This window comes from Mycetocola zhadangensis, assembly GCF_003668565.1.
Taxonomy (GTDB): Bacteria; Actinomycetota; Actinomycetes; order Actinomycetales; family Microbacteriaceae; genus Mycetocola_A; species Mycetocola_A zhadangensis.
Map to the genome: position 1 here is coordinate 636565 of NZ_RCWJ01000002.1, position 23939 is coordinate 660503.

Genomic DNA, 23939 nt, shown 5'->3' on the forward strand with positions numbered 1-23939 from the left:
GGAGCAAGCGGGTCAGACCGACGCGGGAACGCCCGCGTCGATTGTTGTGGCATCCGTTGTCGAAGTGTCGTCGGCAACCGGACGCCGCCGAACGAAGCGCTTCAGGAGCACGACGAGGGTCGCCGAGATGATCACGCCGACCAGGATGGCGACGATGAACATGAGGACGTTTCCGATGGCGAAGAACACGAAGATGCCGCCGTGGGGTGCCTGCGATGTGACGCCGGTACCCATGACGATCGCACCGGTCACCGCGCTGCCGACGATGCCGGCGGGGATCACGCGCAGCGGGTCAGCTGCGGCGAACGGAATGGCACCCTCGGAGATGAACGCGGCTCCGAGCAGCCAGGCCGCCTTGCCGTTTTCACGCTCCGCTGCGCTGAACAGCTTGCGGTCGATGACCGTTGCGAGGGCGAGAGCGAGCGGCGGCACCATTCCGGCTGCCATGACCGTTGCCATGATGGCCCACGGTGCTTGGTTGTCGATCGACGCGGCACCGAGCCCTGCGACGGCGAAGGCATAGGCAACCTTGTTGACCGGGCCGCCGAGGTCGATGGCCATCATCGTTCCGAGGATCACACCGAGCAGTATGGCCGATGCTCCCGTCAGCGAGGAAAGCCAGGTGCTGAGGCCAGTCATCAGGGCGGCGATGGGGCCGCCGAGTACGACGATCATGAGGCCGGAGGCGAAGATCGAACCGACAAGTGGAATGATCACGACGGGCATGAGGCCGCGCAGCCAGCGGGGGACGGTGAGTCGACCGATGGCCCACGCGATGAATCCGGCGAGGAGGCCACCGATGAGTCCACCGAGGAACCCGGCGTTCATGACGAGCGCGACGGCTCCTGCAGTGAATCCGACGGCGATGCCGGGGCGGTCGGCGATCGCGTAGGCGATGTAACCCGCCAGCGCCGGAACCAGGAAGGCCATCGAGGCCTTTCCGATGACGTAGGCGACAGCGCCGAGGTACTCGCCGAGTCCGCCGTCTGGGAGGTTGAGCAACGTGTTGTCCAGGACGATCTTGCCCGCGCTCTCGGTGATCTCGTACCCGGCGAGCAGGAAGCCGAGCGCGATCAGGAGACCACCACCGGCGACGAACGGAATCATGTAGCTGACACCGGTGAGCAGGTATCGCTTGAGCTTCTGGCCGAAGTGCTCGGAGCGGGCGTCTTCGGTTGCCGTCGCGTCGGCTGCACTGCCAGAGACATGACGGGCGTTCGGGTCGCTCGGCGCTGCCAGGGCCTCGGCGATCATCTTGTCCGGTTCATCAATCCCACGTTTCACCGGCGACTGAACGAGCGGCAGCCCGGCGAACCGGGCCTTGTCACGCACGTCGACGTCGACGGCGAAGATCACGGCTGAGGCACTCGCGATGATCGCCGGGTCCAGCGGTGTGACACTCGACGAGCCCTGGGTCTCAACGTGCAGGTCGACCCCAGCGCGCTTCGCCGCGGCGACGAGTGAATCGGCGGCCATGTAGGTGTGCGCGATGCCGGTTGGGCAGGCGGTCACCGCAACGAGGACGGGCCGGTTGTTTTCCAGAGAAGCGGATGCTCCGGCGCCAGCGGCCGGTGTGGCCGCCGGTTCGGCGGCTGCCGCGGGTTGTGCCGGTGCAAGGGCGCCGTCTACCAGGTCAACGATGGCCTGCGGTGTTGGAGCGTTCCGCAAGGCGTCGGTGAAGTCCTCACGGATGAGCGACCGGGCAAGGGTGGAAAGCAATTGCAGGTGGGCCTGGTCCGCGCCAGCCGGAGCGGCGATGAAGAAAATCAGGTCGGCGGGGCCGTCGTCCGAACCGAAGTCGACGCCGGGGTTCGGGCGCGCCATGGCCAGGGTGGGAACCGTGACGGCCTCTGAGCGGCAATGAGGAATGGCCAGACCGCCGGGAATACCGGTGTCCGTCTTCGACTCCCGGTCCCATGCGTCGGCGAACAGGGCGTCGACGTCGGTGGCTCGACCGTTGTTCACGACGAGTGTGGCGAGCGTGCGGATGACCGTTGCGCGGTCGGTTCCGAGATCCTGGTCGAGGACGACCAGTTCCGGGGTGATCAGTGATGTCATGAACGAAACTCCTTCGTTGCGGTGGTGCAGGGGAAAGTTGTGGGTGGAGGGGCGTTACTCGGTGAGTACGCGGGGGGAGCGGGTGACGGCGATGGTGCCGGAATCCGCCTGTTCGAGTGTTGGAACACTGGAACCTGGAAGGGATGCGGCCGCGGCGCCGTGGGCGACGGCCTGGGCGAGGCAGCCGGCGGCATCGTCGCCTCGTTCGGACGCGAGCAGGAAGCCGGCGAGCGAGCAGTCGCCAGCGCCGACTGTGCTGCGCGCAACGATGCGGGGTGCGGCTGCGCGCAGCACCTCGGTGGGAGTAGCGAGCACAGCGCCGCGAGACCCCAGGGTGATCAGAGCGGCGCCGAGGCCGTGCTCGAGAACCTGATCCGCGATTGTGATAACCGTGTCGTCGTCGAAGCCGAGCGATTCAGGGTCGATGTCCGGGACGACGATGCCGAGCGATGAGGCCAGCTCGAACAGTTCCTCGGCATTCGGTTTGATCAGGTCGACGTTCTGATCCGACGCGAGTAACGCGGCGAGTGGTTCGCCCGAGCTGTCGACGGCAATGCGGGGTGCGGCAAGCCCGTTGCGGTCAGCGGCACTCCGGACCTCGCGGACGATGCGGGCGTAGAAGTCCGTCGGGAGGCCTGGAGGTACGGATCCTGCGAGAACCAGCCACGTGGCATCCGCTGATCTCGAGACGATGAGGTCGAGGAGGGCCGTTGCGGTTTCGGGGGAGAGGGCTGCTCCCGGTTCGTTGAGCTTGGTGGTGGTTCCGCCCGGCTCGGTGATCGTCGTGTTTGAGCGGATGGCGGCGGTGACGGGAACCGTTTCGGCCGGAATGCGGTCGGCGAGAAGCGCGAGAACCATGGGATCTGTCGCGGCACCGGGCAGGATCGCCAGGGTATAGACGCCAGCGGTGTGCAGGGCGCGTGAGACGTTGACGCCCTTGCCGCCTGGCTCCTGGATCGCGCGGGCAGCGCGCTGCACCTGGCCACGCTCGAGTGGTGCATCGAGGTCGATTGTGCGGTCGAACGACGGGTTGAGGGTGACGGTGACAATCATGCGACGATCACCTCGACCTCGTCGGCGTCGAGTGCCGCCGAGAGGGTGCCGATGGGGTCGGTGTCGGAGATGAGGGTGTCGAGTTCGTGCAGTTCGGCGAACCGGTACAGCGCTTCGTCGCCGAGTTTGGAGGAGTCAACGAGGGCGACAGTTCGGCGGGCTGAGCGCACCATGGCGGACTTGACCGATGCCTCACGCTCCTCGGGGGTGCTGAGGCCGAACTCGGCGGAGATGCCGTTTGCTCCGAGGAACGCGATGTCGGGGCGGAGGTGTGCGAGCTGCTCGATCGTGCTTCCACCGACAGCGGCGCTGGTGACTCCGCGGACGCTGCCGCCGAGCAGGTGCAGGTCGATTGCCGGGTTGTGGTGAAGCAGGGCGGCGATCGGAACTGAGTTGGTAATCACCGTGAGGCTGGAGGTGCCGGCTCCGCGCCAGTCGGCGAGGAGTTCGGCGAGGGCTCCGGTTGTGGTTCCGGCGTCGAGCAGAATGGATCCGCGGAAGTCGTCGCCGAGGAGAGCGAAAGCGGCTCGGGCGATGGCGAGCTTCGCTTCGCGGGCCTGGCCGGTGCGGTCAGCAACCGTCGACTCGACGAGGCTGGTCTTGCCAGACGCGACGGCACCGCCGTGGACCCGGCGAAGCGCTCCCTGTCGTTCAAGGAGGTCCAAATCGCGGCGAACGGTTTCCGCGGTGACCGCGAGCGAGTCGGCGAGCTGGGTCACGGTGACGCGGCCGCTCGATGAAAGCAGTTCGGCGATTCGCTCGTGGCGTTCGATGGCATACATGTCGACGCTGACCCTTCGGACTTCTCTGAACCGGAATTCGCTCGCCGTTTTGGAAACCGGAGCGGAATCTTTGTTTCAGTGACTTTATGCCCGTTTGTGTGGGAAAGCAAGAAAAACCACAGAAAAACAAAACTCCCGCTCTCGAACTGCGTCGAGAGCGGGAGCCGTGTTAGCGGTGCAGCCTGGTTAGAAGATCATGGGCCGATCATCGTCGTCTTCTGTCGGCAGATCCAGTTCGACCATCACCGGAACGTGGTCGCTCGGTGCCTCACCCTTTCGCTCGTTACGGTGGATGGATGCGCCGGTCACGAGGCCGGCGAAGTCCGGCGAGCCGAGGATGAAGTCGATCCGCATGCCCTCGTTGCGCGGGAATTTGAGCTGTTTGTAGTCCCAGTAGGTGAAGCCTTCAGGCACGATAGGCCGTACAACGTCGGTGAGGCCGATCTCGCCGAATGCCGCGATGGCCGCGCGCTCGGGTGGCGAGATGTGGGTGGACAGGCCCTGGACGAGGTTGGGGTCGCCCATGTCGGAGTCGAGGGGTGCGACGTTGAAGTCGCCCATCAGGGCGAGCGGGGCGCCGGGGTTCGCCGAGAGCCAGGCACCGGTGTCTTCTTTCAGCTTCGCCAGCCAGTCGAGCTTGTAGACATAGTGCGGGTCGTCGAGTGAGCGGCCATTGGGCACGTACAGGCTCCACAGGCGAACACCGTTGATGGTCGCCCCCAGAGCGCGTGCTTCCTTGGGCAGGTCTGGTCCTTCTTCACCCTTCAGGAAGCCGGGCATTCCCTCGAAGGAGGTCGTGACATCCTCAATCGGAAGACGGCTGGCAATGGCAACACCGTTCCACTGGTTGAGCCCGTGAATCGCGACCTCATAGCCCGCCGCTTCGAATTGTTCGAGCGGGAACTGGTCTGGTCGGCACTTGATCTCCTGCATGGCGAGCACATCGACGTCTTCACGCACCATCCAATCGACGGTGCGTACGACGCGGGCTCGAATGGAGTTGACGTTCCAGGTGGCGATTCGCATGGTTCAACGCTAGCCGAGACCACGGACCCTTCCGTGCGCCAAGATGGGGGAATGGCTTCCCTTTCTGTCGGCTACTCGGCGATGCTCGAACAGTTCGCCCCACAGGAAGCTGTCGCGCTCAGCGCGTTCGCCGAGGAGAACGGGTTCGACGGGGTCATGGCCGCCGACCATTTTCAGCCGTGGGTTCCGCAGCAGGGCGAGTCGTCGTTCGTCTGGGCCGTGCTTGCGGCCCTTGGGGAGCGAACCAACGGGAATTTCGGACCAGGCGTCACCGCGCCAACTTTTCGGTGGCACCCCGCGATGGTTGCGCAGGCGTCCGCGACGCTCGGCGCGATGTATCCGGGCAGGCACTGGCTCGGCCTGGGTTCGGGTGAGGCGCTCAACGAGCACATCGTCGGCCAGTATTGGCCCGAGGCGCACGAGCGGATCAGCCGGATGTTCGAGGCCGTTGACATCATCAAGAAACTCTTCGCCGCGTCCCTGGCCGGCCGGGACGTCAAACACGCGGGTCCGTTTTACAAGCTGGAGTCCACCCGGTTGTGGACGATGCCGGCCGTCGCGCCGGAGATCCTCATTGCAACGTCAGGCCCGGTGACCGCGAAACGGGCGGGCAAAACCGCGGACGGACTAATCACCGTTGAGGCTCCGCGCGAGAAGGTTGCGATGCTGTTGTCGCGGTTCGACGAGGGAGCGCGGTCGGTCGGTCGCGACCCGGCCGCGATGACCAAGGTGCTCCAGTTGCACCTGTCCTGGGCGCCGACCGACGAGGAAGCACGGCGCAACGCCGTCTTGGAATGGCCGAACGGAGGCATGCGGTTTCCCAAGTCGGACATTCGCTCACCGTTCGAGTTCGAACAGATGGCGCGCATGGTCCGCCCGGAAGACTTCGACGGACGGATGGCCATCTCGTCCGACCCCGACGTGCACCGTCGGCACATCCAGTCGTTTGCTGACCTCGGTTTCGACCGGATCTACCTCCACAACGTCGGCCGCAACCAGCGGGAGTGGATCGAAACCTTCGGCCGCGACGTTCTTCCAAAACTTCACCGATAGGCGGCAATGTGCTGACAGTATTTGGGCTCGACGGTATCGGTGAGGTCACCGAGGGTGACGACCTCGGCGCGCTCGTGGCCGCCGCGGCTGAAGGGCAGCTCGAAGACGGCGACATCCTCCTCGTGACGTCGAAAATCGTGTCCAAGGCAGAAGGGCGGATGCGCCTGGCCGCAGATCGCGAGCAGGCAATCACCGACGAGACGGTCCGGGTGGTGGCACGACGGGAACACCCGAACGGCGTCACGCGCATCGTCGAGAATCGGCTCGGTCTGGTGATGGCCGCCGCGGGCGTCGACGCGAGCAACACCCCGGACGGCACGATCCTGCTGTTGCCTGTCGACCCTGACGAATCGGCGCGCCACCTGCGTTCAGAGCTGCGCACCCGATTGGGCGTCGACGTGGGTGTGATCATCACGGACACGGTGGGGCGCCCGTGGCGCGAGGGTCAGACCGATATGGCGATCGGCGCTGCCGGCATTCGTGTTGTTGATGACCTTCGTGGGCAGACGGATGCCACAGGTCGCCTGCTCACCGTCACAGCTGCAGCGGTTGCTGACGAGCTCGCCGCTGCCGGCGACCTGGTGAAGGGCAAGACGAGTGGTCGCCCGGTAGCAGTCGCCCGGGGTCTGCCGCACTTCGTCACCGAGGAGGACGGGCCAGGCGCTCGGGCACTGGTTCGCGATGCTGAACGGGACATGTTCCGTTTAGGCAGCGACGAGGCCTACGCGGCCGGGTATGCGGCTGGCGTGGCCTCTCGCACCGAAGCGGCCTCTCGCACCGAAGCCTCTCGCACCGAAGCCTCTCGCACCGAAGCCTCGCGCACCGAAGCCTCGCGCACCGAAGCCTCGGGCTGAACCGCCTGACGACGGCAAAACAGGAAATGGCGGCCAAATCAGGACACTTGTCGTGAAAACCTCCTGATATGGCGTCTATCTCCTGAGTAGGACGCGGCATCCGTTGCCCGAGCGGATCACGTCGTGTCGAACGCGATGAGCGGACGCCCGGTGCGCGGGTGGGTGAGCACGTCGGCGCGAACGCCGTACACGTCGCCGATGAGTTCGGAGGTGAGAACGGATGCCACGTTGCCGGCGGCGATCACGCGCCCGGCACTCAGCACAATCACCGAGTCCGCGTACGCCGCGGCGATGTTGAGGTCATGAAGCGCCGCGATGGCAGTGATCCCGGCAGCGGTTTGCGCCCTGACCAGTGACAGCAGGCTCAGCTGAGCCCGCACGTCGAGGTGGTTGGTCGGCTCATCGAGGAGCAGCAGGCGCGGTTGCTGCGCGAGCGCACGAGCGAGGTGCACGCGTTGGCGTTCCCCACCCGAGAGTGTGTCGAACGAGCGCTCCGCGAACGGGCTCATGCCGACGGCGGCGAGGGCATCGGCGACGATTCGCCGGTCGGTCTCACCCTCCGATGCGAAGCGACCGATGTGCGGGGTGCGCCCGAGCATCACCACGTCGGTTACAGCCAGACCGGTGTCTCCATCACCGTGTTGCTCGCTCAGCGCAACGATCCGGGCCCGATCGCGGCGGCGGAGCTCAAGCAGGTCGGAGCCGTCAAACAGCACGGCGCCGCTCTCGGCCGGCAGTGTTCCGACGAGCAGGTGCAGCAGGGTCGACTTGCCGGCTCCGTTCGGCCCAATGACGGCACCGAACGAGCCGACCGGAACGGAAACGTCTACGCCGTCGATGACGAGTTTGCCGTCGCGGCGGAAGGACAACCGACTGGCGGCCAATGCGGAAGCGTTGGCGACAGCATCCGTTGTCGTATTGGTGGTCAGATCTGTCACGAGATCCTCCGGGATTTGAGGAGCAGAAGCGCGAAGACCGGGGCACCGACGACCGCGGTGAGAATGCCGACGGGCAACTCGCGTGGGTCGAACAGGGTGCGGGCGCCGGTGTCGATCCAGACCAGAAAGATCGCGCCGGCCAGGGCGGAGAGCGGCAGCACAACGCGGTTGCGTTGCCCGGCGACGAGTCGGACGGCGTGGGGCAGGATGAGGCCGACGAAGCCGATCGATCCGGAGACGGAGACCATGGCGCCGGTGAGCAGCGCTGTTGCGGTGAGCAGGATCCAGCGGGTGAGGTTCACGCCGATGCCGAGAGCGGACGCCGCCGTGTCACCGAATGCGAAGGCGTCGAGGGTGCGGCCGGTGAGCATGAGCGGGATGCCGACGATCACGAGGGCCCCGATACCGATTGCCACGGCGGGCCAGCGGGCGCCGCTGAGCGAGCCGAGCAGCCAGCTCAGGATTTCGCGGTAGGTGTCCCCAGTGGCCGACCAGAAAATGATGAGGCTGGTCAGGGCGCCGAAGAAACTCGACACGGCCAGTCCGGCAAGCACGGTGCGGGTGGGGGTGAGCGAGCCGGCCGCTCCGGCGAGGCCGAGAGTGGCGACGAGGGCGAGGATCGCTCCGGCGAAGGCAGCGACCGGGAGCACAACGCCGAGGCCGAGCAGGATGACGGCCACGGCGCCGAGCGATGCGCCCGAAGACAAGCCGAGGAGGTACGGGTCGGCGAGTGGGTTGCGGGTGATCGCCTGCATCACCGTTCCAGAGAGCGCGAGGCCGGCGCCGACCGCCGCTGCCGTGAGCACGCGGGGCATGCGCAGTTCCCAGACGATGCCGTCGCGGAGGGGCGAGAGCGCTTCGCCGCCGAGGGCGGTCGGCGAGAAGCCGAGGTGGCCGAGGATGGACCCCCACACCTCGGTCGGGCGGATGTCTGCCGGGCCAAATGTGACGGCGAGAACGAGCGATGCAAGAAGCATGACCGAGAGCCCGACCACCCAGACGGATGTGGGCACGCCGCGCGCCGACCTGCGGCGGGGAGGAGCAGTCCCTGCCGTCGGCACGTCGATCGCGGTCGTTCCGGTCACAGGCCGAGGTCTCCCAACTGGGCGGCGATCGAGGTTGCTGCCTCGACGTTGCGCACGCCTGCCTCGCCTGCCGCGAACGGCACGGTCACGTACCGCTTGTTCACGACCGCGTCGAGGTTCGCGGTTGCCGGGTTGGACTCGAGCACCCCGATCTTCTTCTCGGCTGTGCCCCAATCGGAGACCACGAGAACGATGACGTCGGGGTTGGCGTCGACGACCGCTTCCCAGTTGAACGAGGTCCACGACTCGTCGACGTCGGCCGCGATGTTGGTGAGGCCGACGGCGTCCATGATCATCTGCGGTGCGCCAGATCCGGCACCGACGTACGGGGTATCCGAACCGCTCGAGTACCAGAGCGCGCTCACGTCCTCGACCGGCTCGATCGACTCGAGCTGTACTTTCTGGGCGTCCACGAGTTCGGTGGCCGCGCCGGTCACATCGAAGATCGAGCCGACCTCTTCGATCTGTGCAAACACGTCGTCGAAGCTCAGCGACTCCGGCGCGTAGTCGGCTTCCTGGCATGCGGCGGGGGAGACGTAGGTGTTCACGCCGAGAGACTGCAGCGTCTCGCGCTCGCCGGCGCCATCCGCCGAGAAGTTCGACTCCCAGCCCGCGTAAATGAAGTCCGGCTCGAGGTCGAGTACGGCCTCCTGGCCGGGCACCTTGTCGCTGATCACGGGAACATCGGTGCCGCCGAGGTCTTCGGGGAGAGGGCCGTCGGGGAACGCGCGGCCAATCAGCGAATCTTCGAGACCGAGCGCTAGCAGCATTTCGGTTGTCGTGGACTTGATGCTCAACACCCGCTCCGGCGCCTTCTCAATCGTCAGCTCCGTGCCGCAATTGTCGAGGGTGAGCGGATAACCCGCCGTTTCCGGCGTGGCTGTTTTTGACGGTGAAACGGATGCTGCGGGGCTGGCACACGCAGAAACCGCGAGCAGCGATGCGGCGAGAGCAATTGCGGCGAGGGGCCGACCGAAACGGGAGAGGCGGGTGGGGAAAGTCATGTGACCTCGGATCGAGTGTGTGCGGTGAGAGAGCACAACAAGTACTCGTCTCGACCAGCCACCCAAATCCGGGCAAGCTCGACCGGTCATACCCAACCGGCGGTCCTTTTCGACGATACACCCGCGCGGGGGCGTCAACCGAGCCAGGGTGAGAGGTCGAGCCGGCTGAGGCGAACCGGATCCGCCAGCACGTCGATAGCGGCGATCGCGTCCGCGCGAACCACGAAGCCCATCACAGAGAGCGCCTGCCCATTCCGAGCGACGACAACTCCGGCAGCCCCGTTCACGATGGCCGGCTGTGCGAAGGGAGCACCCTGTGCGAACATGATCGCCTGCTCACCGATGCTGCGTCCGCCCCGCAGGACGCGGGAGAGGCTCACACGGTCGGGTCCACCGTCCGACCGGAGTACCGCATCAGGGTCGAGCAGGGTGAGGAGAGCGGCGAAATCGCCTCGCCGTGAAGCAGCGAAGAAAGCGTCGACGACCGCGCGCTGGCGGGCGGGGTCGGCATCCGGCATTGGGGCCGTTCCCACCCGTCGCCTGGCCCGGCTGGCGAGCTGCCTGGCCGCTGGCTCGGAGACCGCGAGGATCGTCGCCACGTCGCCAAACGGCACAGCGAAGATGTCATGGAGCACGAACGCGAGTCGTTCCGTCGGCGTGAGTGTGTCGAGCACAACCAGCAGTGCCAGGCCGACGGAGTCACCAAGAAGCGCTTCATGTTCGGGATCACTCGCGTCCACGCGGCTCACGATCGGGTCCGGCGTGTGCGGCGGAAATGGTTGCTCTGCACGGGTAGCGCGAGCCCGCAGCATGTTCAGGCAGACCCGCGAGGCGACGGTGGTGAGCCAGCCCCCCAAATTCTCAATTGCGTCTGCATCGCTGCGGCTGAGCCGAAGCCAGGTCTCCTGCACCGCATCGTCCGCTTCGCTCAGGGAGCCAAGCATCCGGTACGCCACCGCCCGCAACCGAGGGCGATGTGACTCGAAGGCGTCGGCGAGCACATCATCGACGTGCATGTGTCACACTCCCTCGCTTCCCGGGGTCATTGCAGTAAAGCACGAACTTCATGGAGGAGAAATGACTGAATTCACGATTTTGGTGACCGGAGGAACTGGCACTCTCGGTCGGCTCGTCGTTGCACGGTTGCGCGACGCGGGCGCGAACGTACGGGTGCTCAGCAGGAACCCGGGCGAGGCGAGCGACGGCCTCGAATTTGTCCGGGGCGACCTCGCAACTGGCGCTGGGGTCGAGGACGCGGTTCGCGGAATCTCGACGATTATCCATTGCGCGGGAAGCCAGAAGGGTGACGACGATAAGGCACGTGCTCTTGTCCGTGCGGTCAGGCAGGAGGGGATCAGGCACCTGGTCCACATCTCTGTCGTCGGTGCCGACAAGATCCCGGTGTCCAGAGGGGTGGACCGTGCGATGTTCGGTTACTTCGACTTCAAACGCAAGGCAGAGGAGATCGTGCGCGAGTCGGGCGTGCCATATTCCATACTTCGAGCGACCCAGTTCCACGACCTCAACCTCACTGCCGTGCGCGCTCTGGCCAAGCTGCCCGTCATCCCGTCGCCCGGCGGGTTCCGGTTCCAGCCGATCTCCGCTGATGAGGTCGCCGAGCGACTCGTCGAGCTGGCATTCGGCCGTCCGTCAGGGCTTGTGCCCGACATCGGAGGTCCTCGAATTTATGCCATGACGGAACTGATTCGCGGATACCTTGCGAGAACCGGCAAGAGGCGTCCGATCGTACAGATGCGAATGCCGGGACGGGCTGCCGCCGCGTTCCGGGCAGGAGCGAACCTGACGCCCGAACACGCCGTCGGCACGCAGTCGTGGGAAGACTTCCTGACCGAACGGGTGGAAGGCGTGCGCGTTTGAAGCCCCTAGGACAGCACGTCCTTGGTTGCGAATCGGCTGTAGGCGAGGGCGAAGAACACGGCAATGTAGCCCGTCTGCAGGAGGGCGTTTGAGCCGAACGCGCTGAGGTCCGCTGGCTGGCTGAGCAGGCCGGCGAAGCCGAGCCAGTGCTGGGTGAATAGCCAGGGGTGCAGCCACTCCAGTTGTGGAAGAGCGCCGAGGATCTGCGAGACGACCGAGACGACGACGGTCGCAGCCATTGCGCCGACGGGCACCGTGGTGAGTGTCGAGATGAAGAGCCCGATCGCACACAGCCCGAGCAGGGAAACGGTGACGTATGCGGCGACAAGCAGCGAGCGCAGCACGGATTCGGCAACGCCGATCGTCTCGCCGGACAGCAGGGTGACCGGTCCGACCGGGAACAGTAGAGCGCCGATGACGGCGCCGACGACGACGAGGGTCAGTGTTGCCGCGAGACAAAAGGCAGCGGCGCCGGTGTACTTGACGAGGAGCAGACGCAGTCGCCCGGCCGGCGACACCAGGAGGTAGCGCAGTGTGCCGAGCCCGGCTTCGCCGGCGATGGTGTCTCCGGCGACGACTCCGATGGTGAGGGGCAGGAACAGGGGGATCGCCACAACCGTTGCCGTAAAGCTCACGAACAGGCCGTTCTGGGTCACGCGGTCAAGAAACGGCGGGCCCTCGCCCGGGTCGAGTTCGCTCGCTGTTAGTCGGACGGCGACGGCGAGCAGGATCGGGATCAGAGCGACGGCCGCGAGCATTGCCCACGTGCGCCGACGGCGGAACAACACAGACAACTCGCTGCCGAGCAGGTCGAGTCCCGGCCCAGGTCGGCGTTCGGTGGCGAGGTCAGGAGAGGACATCAAATCCCTCCCCGGTCAGCGCGACAAACCGTTCTTCGAGGCTGGCTTCCTCGATGCCGTATCCGCGAACACGAACCCCAGCTTCGAGAAGTGCGGGGAGGATGCGGTCAGGGTCGAGTTCGGATGTATGCGGGAGGAGGGCCGTCACCTCGGTATGGCTGTCGCTGTGTGACGATCGCGTCGGAATGAGACCGAACCGGGCAAGCACGCTCTCGGTAGTTGTGACATCCGGAGTTCTCACTCGAACGTGTGATTCGCCTGCACCACGAAGATCATCGAGTGAACCCTGAGCGACGATCGAGCCGGCGCTCATGATGGCGGCGTGTGTGCACATCTGCTCGACCTCGGCCAGCAGGTGGCTGGAGACGAAGACCGTCGTGCCCTCTGCGGCAAACGAACGCACGAGGTGGCGCACCTCACGGGTGCCCTGCGGATCGAGGCCGTTCGTCGGCTCGTCGAGGACAAGCAGGTCGCGTGGTGAGAGCAACGCGTTGGCGATTCCGAGGCGCTGCTTCATGCCGAGTGAGTATGCGCCGGCCTTTTTCGATGCGGCGTTGGTCAGCCCAACCCGCTCGAGCGCTTCTGCCACTCGGCCGGTGCGAGTGCGCCTGGAAGCATGCCGGTCTGCCGTGTCGAACCGGTGCAGGTTGGCCTCGCCGGAGAGAAACGGGTAAAACGCTGGTCCTTCGACCAGTGCGCCGACGCGAGGCAGCACCTCGCGGAGCTTGTTTGGCATGCTCTGCCCGAGCAGCTGAATCTCGCCGTCGGTTGGAGTGACGAGGCCGAGCAGCATCCGGATGCTTGTTGTCTTGCCTGATCCGTTTGGCCCCAGGAAGCCGAAGACCGAACCACGCGGCACCGCCAGGTCGATGGCGTTGACCGCCGTTTGGGTGCGGAATCGCTTCGTCAGGCCTCGCGTCTCGATTGCGAGGTCCGCGGTCGCGGCTGCCGTCACTGCGCGTTCGCCGCGGCCTGGAGCCTGTCGACGGTCACGGACCCAGCGAACACCCGTCCGTCGTCCGTCAGGAACACGTTGAGCAGAGACGTCGAGAGAAGGCGACCGCCATCCACCTGGGTGGTGAGTTGGTCGAGCATCGGGTTATCGGCGAAGCTCTCGGGGGAGCTCGCCGCGGGGAGAGCCACGATGGTCTCCCATCCGGAGCCTATGGTGGTCGGACCGTTGGCGTCTTCGGTCGGCGGGGTGTGCTCTCCGGCCGGCGGAGGTGACGGGAAGGGCATCTCTTCGACAGTGACACCGTCACCGGGGGTGTAGGCGAACAGGTCGGCGGCCGGGTCAGACAGATCAATCGAGCTGAAGCCGACCTGGAAGGCGGGTTCTTCCTGACCCGATGCCGAGACGGTCACCTGAAGTGGAAGCCCGGTCTCGGAGTCAACGGCAATGGCCACAGACTCTGCAAGAGTTCCGGAAACCTTGGGGGTGAGGATCAGTTCGTAGACCGTGCGACCGGCGACCCGGGCGTCAGTGCCCACGGTGATCTCGGTGGTCGGTTCAAGCTCCGTGAGGAGCCGGTCGGCAAGCTCGGGGGGAGTGAGCATCTCGTCGGCGTGGCCATCGAGCTTCTCGGGAGATGAAGATTTCAGGTCAGCGGGGATGGCGACATGGGTCGCCACATTCGATTCCGAGTCGTAGTACCAGGCGTCTGTGCCGTTGCTCACGGCTGTGCGCCTGGCGAGGTCTGCCTTCACCTCAACCCGCACGTTCGAGTCACCGGACACGTACACGTTGGCTTCGTGTGTTCCGCTGAGAAGTTCGAGCGCGCTCGACACGAGTTCGGTCGATTCCTCGACGGACAGGCCCGATTCTGAGCCGCCCATCGACTGCCCCATGCCGGCGACAGCGTCGATGTCGGGCAGGCCGAGTTCGGCCGTCTTGGTAACGGTGCCGGAGAACGAGTCTTCGGTGCTTTCAGAGACGAGAAGAAGAACCTCCTTCGCCGTCTTGTCAGGCAGATCGACGGCGGCACCAGCTGAAAGCGGAATGGCGACAATACCGACCGCGACAAGCGCGGGTACTGCGAGGGCGGGAAGCCACTTGAGGGATTTACGCGACACGATCAACATCCTTTGTCGAATCGAAGTGGAGAGTCATGATACGCCGCTGAACTGGGTTTTTCCTCGAATTCGTCAGATGCTGATGGGTGCTCAGCCCACAACGGTCGCCCAGACGATATCCACCACGCACAGGCCGTCTCCTGTTTCGCGATAAAACACGTCGCTCGGGAAGACTTCGCCAATTGCAACTCCCTCAGGCCCAACTTCGAGGTTGATGTTCCAGGCCGGATCCAGAGGTTCCTGGTCCTCCCAATACTCGGCGTGGAAGCGTTCCGGTTCGCCGGCTGAGAGGCCCGTCCAGTCCTGCGATTTCCCGAACTTGGGCTCCGCATCGCCGCACGTGAGCGTGTCTTCGTCGCCAGTAGCTGCGGCGCGGATGACCCTTTCGGTCGTGTCGATCACCCGACTTCCGTCCGGTCCCCAAATCACCGTATCCACGACCGAGCATCCCGTCAGAGCAGAAACAAATGTTGCCGCGATCGCGACGCAGGCCATGCGTCTGAGCGGAGTCATAGCCTCAACCTACAGTTCGTGGGCCCGCGACTGGCGGTGGAGTGCGTCAGCTTTTCACAGCAACACCGGCGAGTGCCTCGGCTACGAAGTCGAACTCATCGCCAAGTACGCCCGCGGTGACCCGTACGAACGATCCCGCATCCGGTGAAGCGAGATACGGCGTTCCGCCAGCAACACGGATGCCTGCGGCTGATAATTGCACCAGCGCACTTCGTTCGTCGGTCACGGGGATCCACGTATTGAGCCCATCGGCCAGGGTCGCGGAATACCCGTGGCGGGTGAGCGCGGACGCCAGCTCCTTCTGCCGGGAAAAGTAGACCATCCGCGCCTCGTTCACAGCATTCACGGACGCGTTCTCTGTGAGGAGCTCAGCCAGGATGGTCTGCACCATGCGGCTCGTCCATCCGGTGGTGAGCATGCGCCTGGACACGATACGGTTCACCAGCTCATCGGGCCCGCCAAGAGCCGCGATACGAAGATCGGGACCGTGTGTTTTGGAGAAGCTCCGTACGTGCAGGACCTGGCCCGGAATGAATGCCCCGAGGCTGACGTCGGGCTCCGTACTGATTCCCGCCGAGTGATCGTCTTCGATGACGACGGCGTCACTGGCGTGGCGGGAGGTTGTGATAACTCTCGCGAGTTCACGAGCACGTTCTTCGGTCATCGACGCACCCGTCGGGTTGTGCGCTCGAGGTTGCAGCACCACCGCGCGCGGCGATGACGTGAGGGCCTTGGCCAGCGCGCAAGGGAGCATCCCGAATTCGTCAATGGCAACAGGGATACGCACGGCCCCGAGAGAGTCGAGGATGTCGAAGAACGGGGGGAACGTCGGGTCCTCGAGTGCCACGCGGTCTCCGAACCGGACCACCTGCTCAAGCGCTCGCGACATTCCGTCGAGCGCGCCATCCACGACGGTGATGGCGTCAGCCGGATACGGCCAGGTGCGCTTCAACTCAGCGTGCAGGGCGGGAATGACGGGCTGATCGGTGTAGCTGAACGTTGTCGCGTGCTCGGACAGCCGGGACAGCGCGGGGCTGAGCGAGGGGAGCAGCGCGTCATCGGGGGTGCCTCGAGAGAGATCGATTCTCGTCTGTTCGCCGTAACCCGCCATGCGCTGCATCCGGGGGCTCAGCCACGGCATCGCGGCCTGGCGTACAAAGCTTCCGCTGCGGCCACGCGAGACGATGAGTCCGACTGTTGACAGGGCCTGCCATGCGGCGCTCACCGTCGCGGGGCTCACGGCGAGTTCTGCGCCCAGTTCGCGGACGGTCGGAAGACGGTCTCCCGGTGCCAGCTGCCCCGAATTGATGAGTCGGGCGAGTGCAGCCGCGATGCCACGTGGGGAGCGGTCATCGATGAGATCTGCAAACGACTCAGCCATCACAGGCCACCTTCTCCCGAATTGGGTATTTACGAATGCGTCACAGAGGGAAACAATGGAGAAATGTTCAACTCGAATAATAACAAATGAGCGGAACAGCAAAATGGTCTTCCGGACTGGGGAACTGCTCCCGGGCCTGACAGGCAAACAACGGCGTAAAACACCTACCGCTCAATGACGACACGGAGGCTAGAGATGACTGTAGTTCGCGCGGCAATCACCCAGACGACCTGGACCGGCGACAAAGAATCCATGATCGCGAAGCACGAACAGTTCGCCAGAGATGCAGCTGCCCAGGGGGCGCAGATCATCTGCTTCCAGGAGCTGTTCTACGGACCGTACTTCGGCATCACGGAGGACAAGAAGTACTACGAGTTCGCTGAGCCGGCCGATGGGCCGATTGTGCAGCGCTTCGCGAAGCTCGCGAAGGAGCTGAACCTCGTGATGGTTCTTCCCATCTATGAAGAGGACATGCCGGGCGTCTACTACAACACCGCCGTCGTCGTCGATTCGGACGGCGCCATCCTCGGCCAGTACCGCAAACACCACATTCCTCACCTCGAGAAGTTCTACGAGAAGTTCTACTTCCGCCCGGGCAACATGGGCTACCCGGTGTTCGACACGGCGGTCGGCCCGATTGGCGTCTACATCTGTTACGACCGTCACTTCCCCGAGGGTTGGCGTGAGCTCGGCTTGAACGGCGCACAGATCGTCTTCAACCCGAACGCGACGAAGCCCGGCCTGTCCAACCGTTTGTGGGACCTCGAACAGGCAACGGCCGCTGCCGCAAACGGCTATTTCGTTGCAGCGCCGAACCGGGTCGGCACCGAGGACAACGAGTACGGCGACCTCGCTGTCACCTTCTACGGCACCAGCCAGTTCGCTGACCCTCAAGGCAACTTCGTGGGGGAGCGGGGCAGCGCCGAGCACGAGGACATCGTCATTCGTGACCTTGACCTGGACATGATCAAGCGCGTCCGCGATGACTGGCAGTTCTATCGCGATCGTCGTCCCGAGTCCTATACGTCGATCCCCAAGCCATAACCGGAAGCCGAGGAGGAATCATGAAGACCCTCATCAAAAACGGCACAGTCGTGAACTCGACGGGATCGGCTCCGGCTGACCTGCTCATCGACGGTGAAACCATTGCAGCGGTGCTGGCGCCTGGCTCGAATCTGCTTGGCTTCGATGTCGAGAACAACGTCGACACGGTCATCGACGCGACAGGGAAGTACGTGATCCCCGGCGGTATCGACGCACACACCCACATGGAGATGCCATTCGGCGGAACGTTCGCGAGTGACACGTTTGAGACTGGCACCCGTGCGGCCGCACACGGCGGAACAACGAGCATTGTCGACTTCGTTGTGCAGTATGCGGGGGAGAACGTTCTCGACCAGTTCTCGTTGTGGCATGAGAAGGCACGAAGCAACTGCGCCATCGACTACGGGTTTCACCAGATCCTCAGCGATGTGCAGGACTCGTCCTTGACGGCCATGGACGAACTCGTGAGAGAGGGCGTCTCGAGCTTCAAGCTCTTCATGGCATACAAGGGAGTGTTTCTCTCCGACGACGGCCAAATCGTCAAGGCCATGCAGCGGGCGAGCGACAACGGATCGATGATCATGATGCACGCAGAGAATGGCAGTGTCATCGACCTTCTGGTGCAGCAGTCCCTCGAAGCAGGCAACACGTCGCCGTACTATCACGGCATCACCCGGCCCTGGCAGGCGGAAGAGGAAGCGACCCACCGGGCGATCATGCTGGCGAACCTCACTGGTGCTCCGCTCTACGTCGTCCACGTGAGCGCAAAGCAGGCCGTCGAGCAGATCGCTCAGGCACGCGACAACGGGCAGAACGTATTCGGGGAAACCTGCCCGCAGTACCTCTACCTCTCACTCGAGGACCAACTCGGAGCGTCGAGCGAGGAATGGGGCGACTTTGAGGGAGCCAAATGGGTCTGCTCGACGCCGCTGAGATCCAAGCACGAGGGGCACCAGCACCACATGTGGCAGAGCCTTCGGACCAACGACATCCAAATGGTCTCGACAGACCACTGCCCGTTCTGCATGAAGGGCCAGAAGGACATGGGCGTTGGCAACTTCGCCAAAATCCCAAACGGCATCGGCAGCGTGGAGCACCGGATGGACCTGCTGTACCAGGGCGTGGTCGACGGAAAGATCTCGCTTGAACGCTGGGTCGAGGTGACATCGACCACTCCGGCCCGCATGTTCGGTATGTACGGCAGGAAAGGCGTGCTTCAACCCGGGGCTGACGGCGACGTCGTCATCTACGACCCGAACGGCCACACCTCCATCGGTGTCGGGAAAACGCACCACATGAATATGGACTACTCCGCCTGGGAAGGCTACGAAATCGACGGCCACGTCGACACCGTGCTCTCGCGCGGCAAGGTCATCATCGACGACAACCAGTACCTGGGCACCAAAGGTGACGGCAAGTACGTCCACCGCGGTCTCAGCCAGTACCTGATCTAAGGGCATTCATGGACTTCGGAGCAGTAATCCAAACCAACCCGCCCGCCTCGAGAACCGTCCACCTCGCCAAACTCGCCGAGCAGTATGGCTTCAGCCACGTCTGGACGTTCGACTCGCACCTGCTCTGGCAGGAGCCTTACGTCATCTACAGTCAGATCCTCAACGAAACCAAGCGCATCACGGTTGGCCCGATGGTCACAAACCCGGCCACGCGTGATTGGACAGTGACCGCGTCGACATACGCCACGCTCAACGAGATGTACGGCAACCGAACGATCTGCGGCATCGGTCGTGGCGATTCGGCCGTGCGCACGACCAATGGGGCACCGACAAACCTGAAGACGCTGCGCGAATCGATCCATGTCATTCGCGAACTTGCCAACTCGCGACCCGTCGAATACCACGGTGCCACCGTGCAGTTCCCGTGGAGTGTTGGATCGCAGCTCGACGTCTGGGTGGCGGCATACGGCCCGCTTGCCCTGAAACTGACGGGTGAGGTCGGTGACGGTTTTATCCTCCAGCTCGCTGACATCGACATTGCGAAGTGGATGATCAAGACGGTTCGGGATGCTGCGGAGCAGGCGGGTCGCGACCCGATGTCGATCAAATTCTGTGTTGCCGCACCGATGTATGTCGGGGACGACTGGCAGCACATGCGAGATCAGTGCCGCTGGTTCGGCGGCATGGTCGGTAATCACGTCGCGGACATCGTTGCGAAATACGGCACGAGCGGTGCCATTCCGCGAGCTCTCACCGACTACATCGCCGGCCGGGAATCATACGACTACAACGAGCACGGTAAGGCAGGCAACACCCACGCCAGCTTCGTGCCGGACGAAATTGTCGACAGGTTCTGCGTGCTTGGCTCGGCAAGTGATCACATAGCGAAACTGGAAGAGCTGAAGAGTATCGGTGTCGACCAGTTCGCCGGTTACCTGCAGCACGACAACAAGGAGGAAACTCTCCGCGTCTATGGTGAGACGGTCATCCCCGCTCTCAAGGAAAAGATCGTGGCGACGGCATGACCGCCGAGAACCTCGCCCCAGCGATCCGGCGGCGCCGGAGTGCGCCTGCCAGGGAGCTGGTGCGCTGGGGCTACGGAGTGCTCGGCATCCTCGTGATCGCCGCGGTCTGGGAACTCTATAAGTTTCTCGGGCCGGCCGACGGTGTCGTGATCGGGGAGGCCCGGGTGCTGCCTCGCACCACCGATCTGGCCATGCCGCACACCTGGGACATGGTGACACGGTTGTTCGACCCGGTCAGCCGCTCGGCGACGGCGAACCCGCTCTGGCTCGAGGTGGCGCTCGCCGCACTCGTCACCCTGGGAATCGCGGCCGTCGGCTGGCTCGTCGGAGTCGTTGTCGGGTTCGGACTCGCTCTGATCATGCAGCGATGGAAGCTCGCAGAATGGGGCATCCTGCCCTGGGTCATCCTCAGCCAAACGGTGCCGCTCATCGCCTTTGCTCCCATCGTCCGCAGCTGGGGGTCCCGGGTGGAGATCGGGGCTTTCGAGTGGCAGGACTGGATGAGCGTCGCCGTGATCGCCTCGTACCTTGCGTTCTTCCCGATCGCGATCGGTGCCCTTCGAGGCCTCCAGTCGCCTGACGCCATCCACACCGAACTCATGCACACCTACGGAGTCGGCTGGTGGAAGACGCTGCTCAAACTGCGCATTCCCGCATCGGTGCCTTACCTCCTGCCTGCGCTTCGGCTTGGTGCGGCGAACGCGGTTGTCGGCGTCGTTGTCGCCGAGGTCTCAACGGGCATGCAGGGCGGAATCGGACGCATCCTCATCCAGTACGCCGGGCAAGCCAGCGGGGACCCGGCCAAGGCCTGGGGACCCATCTTCGGATCCATCGTGCTCGGCCTTGCCGCAGCAGGCTCGGTCGCTATCCTCGGCGCCATTCTCAAGAACTACCGACGTGTGGAGATCAACGCGTGACCCAGGTACCCGAACCCCAGCCCACCGATTCGTCCGCGACTCCGACGCGTTCTGCCGACGCTGTCGTGGTGAGAGGCGTCGACAAGACGTTCGACACCCGTTCAGGCCAGGTCCAGGCGCTCACCGCAATCGGCCTCACGGTGTCTGCCGGTGAGTTCGTCTCGCTTATCGGCCCTTCGGGGTGTGGCAAGTCGACACTGATGCGGCTCATCGCCGACCTCGACCAGCCGACGGCAGGAAGCGTCACCGTGTTCGGCAAGACCGCGTCCAGGGCTCGACTTGACCAGGACTACGGCATCGCCTTCCAACAAGCTGGCCTTCTTCCGTGGCGCACAGTGGCTGCGAATGTTGGCCTCCCGCTCGAACTGCACGGGGCGACAAGCCGCGACCGCAATGCTCGCATAGAGGAGTTGCTCGACATGGTCGGACTGAGCGACTTCGCCGACAGGTACCCCGACCAGCTTTCCGGTGGAATGCAGCAGCGCGTCGCCATCGCCCGGTCGCTCGCCGAGAAACCTGACCTCCTCCTGATGGATGAGCCGTTCGGGGCGCTCGACGAGATGACCCGCGAGCGGATGCAGACTGAACTGCTGCGAATCTGCGCCGAGACCGGGGCCGCTGTTGTGTTTGTCACCCACTCCATTCCTGAGGCTGTCTATCTTTCTGACCGCGTGGTGGTCATGTCCCCTCGGCCGGGACGAATCCAGCAGATCGTTCCAATGGCACTCACCCGCGATCCGGAACACGCCGAGGCGCTGCGCGAAGACCGCGCGTTCTTTGATGGAGTCACCGCTGTTCGTGAAGCGTTGCACACGGGTTCTCCGGTTCCGACTGGGGCGCGCGGAGTGGAGAATCGCTGATGGTGCTGACGCTGCCCGGAAAATCGCGCTCGGCCGCGAGAACCGAGACCACCCTGCGGATCATCGCTCCGATCGCGGTTGGCATCCTCGTTCTCGTCGGCTGGCAGTTCCTCGTGAGCGTCATCGGCGTGAGCGACTACCTGCTGCCGAGCCCCGCGGCCATCGTCGAGGAGTTCATCGAATTCTTCCCGTCCATGGTTTCAGCGACACTGATCACCGGCTGGAACGCTCTGCTCGGACTGATCATCGGATCGATCCTTGGCATTCTGCTCGCAGCGATCGCCGCCGGCTGGCGTCCGATCGACCACATGAGTGCCCCAGTTGTAGCCTCGCTCGCCGTCATCCCCATCGTTGCGCTCGCACCAGTACTCAACTCGATGTTTGGTGCTGACAGTCAATTCGGGCGGCAGGCCATCGCTGGTTTGGCGTCGTTTGTACCCGTGTTCATCAACACGCTGCGCGGTTTCCGGCAGACTCTTCCCGTACACCGTGACCTGATGAAGGTTTACGCGGCAAGCTCCGCTCAGATTGTCCGCACCGTGACGCTGCCCACTGCCGTCCCTTTCGTCTTCACCGGCATCCGTATCGCCTCATCTCTGGCCGTGATCTCCGCCCTCGTCGCAGAGTACTTCGGCGGCCCACGCGGCGGGCTCGGCGGCCTGATTTCCACGTCAGCCGCTTCGAGCGCGTATGCGAGGGCATGGGCGTATGTCGTCGCGTCCATCGTGCTCGGACTCGTGTTCTTCCTGGCCACACTCGCGCTCGAACGCCTGGCAACCCGAGGCAGGCGGCGCTCATGAATGTCCTCAGTCCGTTGGGCTGACGGTCAACGCACCACCCCGCTCCTGCACCACCCGAAGCACTCGAATGAAAGGACAGACCATGAAACACAGCACACGTCGCTTCGCGACGGTCGGTGCGCTGGCCGTCTCGGCAGCGCTCGTACTTTCCGCTTGTTCAGGAGGACCATCCGATACCGGTTCCGGATCAAACGAGAACGCCGGTGACTCACTCACCGAGGTGAAACTGCAGCTTCAGTGGTTGCCTCAGGGCCAGTTCGCCGGGTACTTCGCAGCCCTCGACCAGGGTTACTTCGAGGACGAGGGTCTGGATGTCGAAATCATCCCGTCGGGTGGCGACATCGTTCCGCAGGACGCCCTCGCCAATGGCGATGTGGACTACGCCATCGCCTGGGTGCCAAAGGTGCTCGGGTCGATCGAGGCAGGAGCGAACGTCACGAACATCGCCCAGATCTTCCAGCGCTCCGGAACGCTCCAGGTCTCCTGGGCCGACTCCGGAATCGAGAGTGTCGCCGACTTCGAGGGCAAGAAGATCGGCTCATGGGGTTTCGGTAATGAGTGGGAGATCTTCGCGGCCATGGCAGCTGAGGGACTCGACTCCTCCAAAGTCGAGATCATCACGCAGGACTTCAACATGAATGCGTTCCTGCAGGGTGACATCGACGCGGCGCAAGCCATGACGTACAACGAGTACGCGCAGTTGCTTGAGACACCGAACCCGGAGACGGGGGAGCTGTACACAGCGGAGGACTTCAACGTCATCAGCTATGAAGACACAGTCGGTGCGATGCTCCAGGACGCAATCTGGGCGGACACCGAGAAGCTCGAGAGCGATGAGCAGTACCAGGAAACCACGGTGTCCTTCCTCAAGGCGGTTCTCAAGGGCTGGGTCTATGCCGCAGACAACCCCGAGGAAGCGTCACAGATCACACTCGATGCAGGGTCCGGTTGGGGTCCAAGCCACGAACTGTGGATGGTTAACGAGACCAACAAGCTGATCTGGCCGGCGGAGAACGGCATCGGATTCATCGACGAAGCAGCGTTCGACAAGACGGTGGCCGGTGCTCTGTCCGCCGTGAACGAAGCGGGCGCCGCACTCATCACCGAAGAACCGCCAGCGGGCGTGTGGACGAACGACTACATCCAGCAAGCGCTCGACGCACTGGAGGAGGAAGGTGTCGACACCAAGGGGCAGGACTTCACTCCCATTGACGTCACCCTCGAGGAGGGTGGCAACTAACACTCCTGATCCCGGGCGGGAAAGCACACGCTTCCCGCCCG

Annotated in this window: 23 protein-coding genes; 10 read left to right on the forward strand and 13 right to left on the reverse strand. The window is 64.2% G+C overall.

The window, feature by feature from the left end; translation table 11 throughout:
* Window positions 1–12: 12 nt before the first annotated feature.
* The 4 genes from D9V28_RS09615 to D9V28_RS09630 all read right to left on the reverse strand — a co-directional run bounded on the left by D9V28_RS09615 (window position 13) and on the right by D9V28_RS09630 (window position 4919).
* A complete protein-coding gene (locus D9V28_RS09615) occupies window positions 13–2058 on the reverse strand; it encodes a PTS fructose transporter subunit IIABC (protein WP_121659475.1) in 2046 nt (681 codons plus the stop codon).
* Between the two features lie 54 nt (window positions 2059–2112).
* Window positions 2113–3111, reverse strand: a complete 999-nt coding sequence (locus D9V28_RS09620; RefSeq protein WP_121659476.1) for a 1-phosphofructokinase family hexose kinase — start codon at window positions 3109–3111, stop codon at window positions 2113–2115.
* Complete coding sequence (locus D9V28_RS09625) at window positions 3108–3893, reverse strand: DeoR/GlpR family DNA-binding transcription regulator (RefSeq protein ID WP_121659477.1); 786 nt, start codon at window positions 3891–3893, stop codon at window positions 3108–3110. Before D9V28_RS09625 ends, D9V28_RS09620 begins: the two co-directional genes overlap by 4 nt.
* A gap of 186 nt (window positions 3894–4079) precedes the next feature.
* Window positions 4080–4919 (reverse strand): exodeoxyribonuclease III, encoded by an 840-nt coding sequence (locus tag D9V28_RS09630; RefSeq protein WP_121659478.1) that lies wholly within the window; start codon window positions 4917–4919, stop codon window positions 4080–4082.
* A 51-nt stretch (window positions 4920–4970) separates the two neighbouring features.
* On the opposite strand from D9V28_RS09630, the gene D9V28_RS09635 reads away from it, so the two are divergent.
* Together D9V28_RS09635 and D9V28_RS09640 are read left to right on the forward strand one after the other, a co-directional pair.
* Window positions 4971–5972, forward strand: a complete 1002-nt coding sequence (locus tag D9V28_RS09635) for a TIGR03557 family F420-dependent LLM class oxidoreductase (protein WP_121659479.1) — start codon at window positions 4971–4973, stop codon at window positions 5970–5972.
* Window positions 5973–5980: 8 nt separating this feature from the next.
* Entirely contained in the window at window positions 5981–6826 is an 846-nt protein-coding gene (locus tag D9V28_RS09640; protein ID WP_229727834.1) for a coenzyme F420-0:L-glutamate ligase, read from the forward strand.
* A 116-nt stretch (window positions 6827–6942) separates the two neighbouring features.
* Here the strand turns inward: D9V28_RS09640 and D9V28_RS09645 are convergent, their stop codons facing one another.
* The 4 genes from D9V28_RS09645 to D9V28_RS09660 form a co-directional block, all read right to left on the reverse strand.
* Window positions 6943–7764, reverse strand: a complete 822-nt coding sequence (locus D9V28_RS09645; RefSeq protein ID WP_229727832.1) for an ABC transporter ATP-binding protein — start codon at window positions 7762–7764, stop codon at window positions 6943–6945.
* On the reverse strand, window positions 7761–8849 hold the full coding sequence (locus D9V28_RS09650; RefSeq protein WP_371869998.1) for a putative F420-0 ABC transporter permease subunit: 1089 nt from the start codon (window positions 8847–8849) through the stop codon (window positions 7761–7763). The genes D9V28_RS09645 and D9V28_RS09650 overlap by 4 nt, the downstream gene beginning before the upstream one ends.
* A complete protein-coding gene (locus tag D9V28_RS09655; RefSeq protein ID WP_121659480.1) occupies window positions 8846–9853 on the reverse strand; it encodes a putative F420-0 ABC transporter substrate-binding protein in 1008 nt (335 codons plus the stop codon). Before D9V28_RS09655 ends, D9V28_RS09650 begins: the two co-directional genes overlap by 4 nt.
* A gap of 134 nt (window positions 9854–9987) precedes the next feature.
* Window positions 9988–10869: a sigma-70 family RNA polymerase sigma factor gene (locus tag D9V28_RS09660; RefSeq protein WP_121659481.1), complete on the reverse strand. Its 882-nt coding sequence runs from the start codon at window positions 10867–10869 to the stop codon at window positions 9988–9990.
* Between the two features lie 61 nt (window positions 10870–10930).
* Between D9V28_RS09660 and D9V28_RS09665 the strand changes: the two genes are divergently transcribed.
* Window positions 10931–11731 (forward strand): SDR family oxidoreductase, encoded by an 801-nt coding sequence (locus tag D9V28_RS09665; RefSeq protein ID WP_121659482.1) that lies wholly within the window; start codon window positions 10931–10933, stop codon window positions 11729–11731.
* Between the two features lie 5 nt (window positions 11732–11736).
* Here the strand turns inward: D9V28_RS09665 and D9V28_RS09670 are convergent, their stop codons facing one another.
* From D9V28_RS09670 to D9V28_RS09690, 5 genes are all read right to left on the reverse strand, one after another.
* A complete protein-coding gene (locus tag D9V28_RS09670; RefSeq protein WP_121659483.1) occupies window positions 11737–12591 on the reverse strand; it encodes an ABC transporter permease in 855 nt (284 codons plus the stop codon).
* Window positions 12578–13546, reverse strand: a complete 969-nt coding sequence (locus D9V28_RS09675) for an ABC transporter ATP-binding protein (protein ID WP_121659484.1) — start codon at window positions 13544–13546, stop codon at window positions 12578–12580. The genes D9V28_RS09670 and D9V28_RS09675 overlap by 14 nt, the downstream gene beginning before the upstream one ends.
* On the reverse strand, window positions 13543–14664 hold the full coding sequence (locus D9V28_RS09680; RefSeq protein ID WP_183086481.1) for a LolA family protein: 1122 nt from the start codon (window positions 14662–14664) through the stop codon (window positions 13543–13545). Before D9V28_RS09680 ends, D9V28_RS09675 begins: the two co-directional genes overlap by 4 nt.
* 90 nt (window positions 14665–14754) lie before the next feature.
* The gene (locus tag D9V28_RS09685) at window positions 14755–15066 is read right to left on the reverse strand and encodes a hypothetical protein (protein WP_229727829.1); all 312 of its coding nucleotides are present in this window, start codon (window positions 15064–15066) and stop codon (window positions 14755–14757) included.
* Between the two features lie 157 nt (window positions 15067–15223).
* Complete coding sequence (locus D9V28_RS09690) at window positions 15224–16558, reverse strand: aminotransferase class I/II-fold pyridoxal phosphate-dependent enzyme (protein WP_121659487.1); 1335 nt, start codon at window positions 16556–16558, stop codon at window positions 15224–15226.
* Between the two features lie 195 nt (window positions 16559–16753).
* Between D9V28_RS09690 and D9V28_RS09695 the strand changes: the two genes are divergently transcribed.
* From D9V28_RS09695 to D9V28_RS09725, 7 genes are all read left to right on the forward strand, one after another.
* Entirely contained in the window at window positions 16754–17602 is an 849-nt protein-coding gene (locus D9V28_RS09695) for a nitrilase-related carbon-nitrogen hydrolase (RefSeq protein WP_121659488.1), read from the forward strand.
* A gap of 17 nt (window positions 17603–17619) precedes the next feature.
* Window positions 17620–19056 carry a dihydropyrimidinase gene (hydA, locus tag D9V28_RS09700; RefSeq protein WP_121659489.1) on the forward strand — a complete coding sequence of 479 codons (1437 nt, stop codon included), beginning with the start codon at window positions 17620–17622 and terminating at the stop codon, window positions 19054–19056.
* An 8-nt stretch (window positions 19057–19064) separates the two neighbouring features.
* The gene (locus D9V28_RS09705; RefSeq protein WP_121659490.1) at window positions 19065–20081 is read left to right on the forward strand and encodes a TIGR03842 family LLM class F420-dependent oxidoreductase; all 1017 of its coding nucleotides are present in this window, start codon (window positions 19065–19067) and stop codon (window positions 20079–20081) included.
* On the forward strand, window positions 20078–20998 hold the full coding sequence (locus D9V28_RS09710; RefSeq protein WP_121659491.1) for an ABC transporter permease: 921 nt from the start codon (window positions 20078–20080) through the stop codon (window positions 20996–20998). Before D9V28_RS09705 ends, D9V28_RS09710 begins: the two co-directional genes overlap by 4 nt.
* On the forward strand, window positions 20995–21858 hold the full coding sequence (locus tag D9V28_RS09715; protein ID WP_121659492.1) for an ABC transporter ATP-binding protein: 864 nt from the start codon (window positions 20995–20997) through the stop codon (window positions 21856–21858). Before D9V28_RS09710 ends, D9V28_RS09715 begins: the two co-directional genes overlap by 4 nt.
* Window positions 21858–22658 carry an ABC transporter permease gene (locus tag D9V28_RS09720; protein ID WP_121659493.1) on the forward strand — a complete coding sequence of 267 codons (801 nt, stop codon included), beginning with the start codon at window positions 21858–21860 and terminating at the stop codon, window positions 22656–22658. The genes D9V28_RS09715 and D9V28_RS09720 overlap by 1 nt, the downstream gene beginning before the upstream one ends.
* Before the next feature lie 82 nt (window positions 22659–22740).
* Entirely contained in the window at window positions 22741–23898 is a 1158-nt protein-coding gene (locus D9V28_RS09725) for an ABC transporter substrate-binding protein (protein WP_121659730.1), read from the forward strand.
* The last annotated feature ends 41 nt before the right edge of the window (window positions 23899–23939 follow it).

Bases quoted from the DNA above. Each gene is read 5' to 3' on its own strand.
- D9V28_RS09615 (WP_121659475.1), bottom strand. From the start codon at position 2,058: ATGACATCACTGATCACCCCGGAACTGGTCGTCCTCGACCAGGATCTC.
- D9V28_RS09620 (WP_121659476.1), bottom strand. From the start codon at position 3,111: ATGATTGTCACCGTCACCCTCAACCCGTCGTTCGACCGCACAATCGAC.
- D9V28_RS09625 (WP_121659477.1), bottom strand. From the start codon at position 3,893: ATGTATGCCATCGAACGCCACGAGCGAATCGCCGAACTGCTTTCATCG.
- D9V28_RS09630 (WP_121659478.1), bottom strand. From the start codon at position 4,919: ATGCGAATCGCCACCTGGAACGTCAACTCCATTCGAGCCCGCGTCGTA.
- D9V28_RS09635 (WP_121659479.1), top strand. From the start codon at position 4,971: ATGGCTTCCCTTTCTGTCGGCTACTCGGCGATGCTCGAACAGTTCGCC.
- D9V28_RS09655 (WP_121659480.1), bottom strand. From the start codon at position 9,853: ATGACTTTCCCCACCCGCCTCTCCCGTTTCGGTCGGCCCCTCGCCGCA.
- D9V28_RS09660 (WP_121659481.1), bottom strand. From the start codon at position 10,869: ATGCACGTCGATGATGTGCTCGCCGACGCCTTCGAGTCACATCGCCCT.
- D9V28_RS09665 (WP_121659482.1), top strand. From the start codon at position 10,931: ATGACTGAATTCACGATTTTGGTGACCGGAGGAACTGGCACTCTCGGT.
- D9V28_RS09670 (WP_121659483.1), bottom strand. From the start codon at position 12,591: ATGTCCTCTCCTGACCTCGCCACCGAACGCCGACCTGGGCCGGGACTC.
- D9V28_RS09690 (WP_121659487.1), bottom strand. From the start codon at position 16,558: ATGGCTGAGTCGTTTGCAGATCTCATCGATGACCGCTCCCCACGTGGC.
- D9V28_RS09695 (WP_121659488.1), top strand. From the start codon at position 16,754: ATGACTGTAGTTCGCGCGGCAATCACCCAGACGACCTGGACCGGCGAC.
- D9V28_RS09705 (WP_121659490.1), top strand. From the start codon at position 19,065: ATGGACTTCGGAGCAGTAATCCAAACCAACCCGCCCGCCTCGAGAACC.
- D9V28_RS09710 (WP_121659491.1), top strand. From the start codon at position 20,078: ATGACCGCCGAGAACCTCGCCCCAGCGATCCGGCGGCGCCGGAGTGCG.
- D9V28_RS09720 (WP_121659493.1), top strand. From the start codon at position 21,858: ATGGTGCTGACGCTGCCCGGAAAATCGCGCTCGGCCGCGAGAACCGAG.
- D9V28_RS09725 (WP_121659730.1), top strand. From the start codon at position 22,741: ATGAAACACAGCACACGTCGCTTCGCGACGGTCGGTGCGCTGGCCGTC.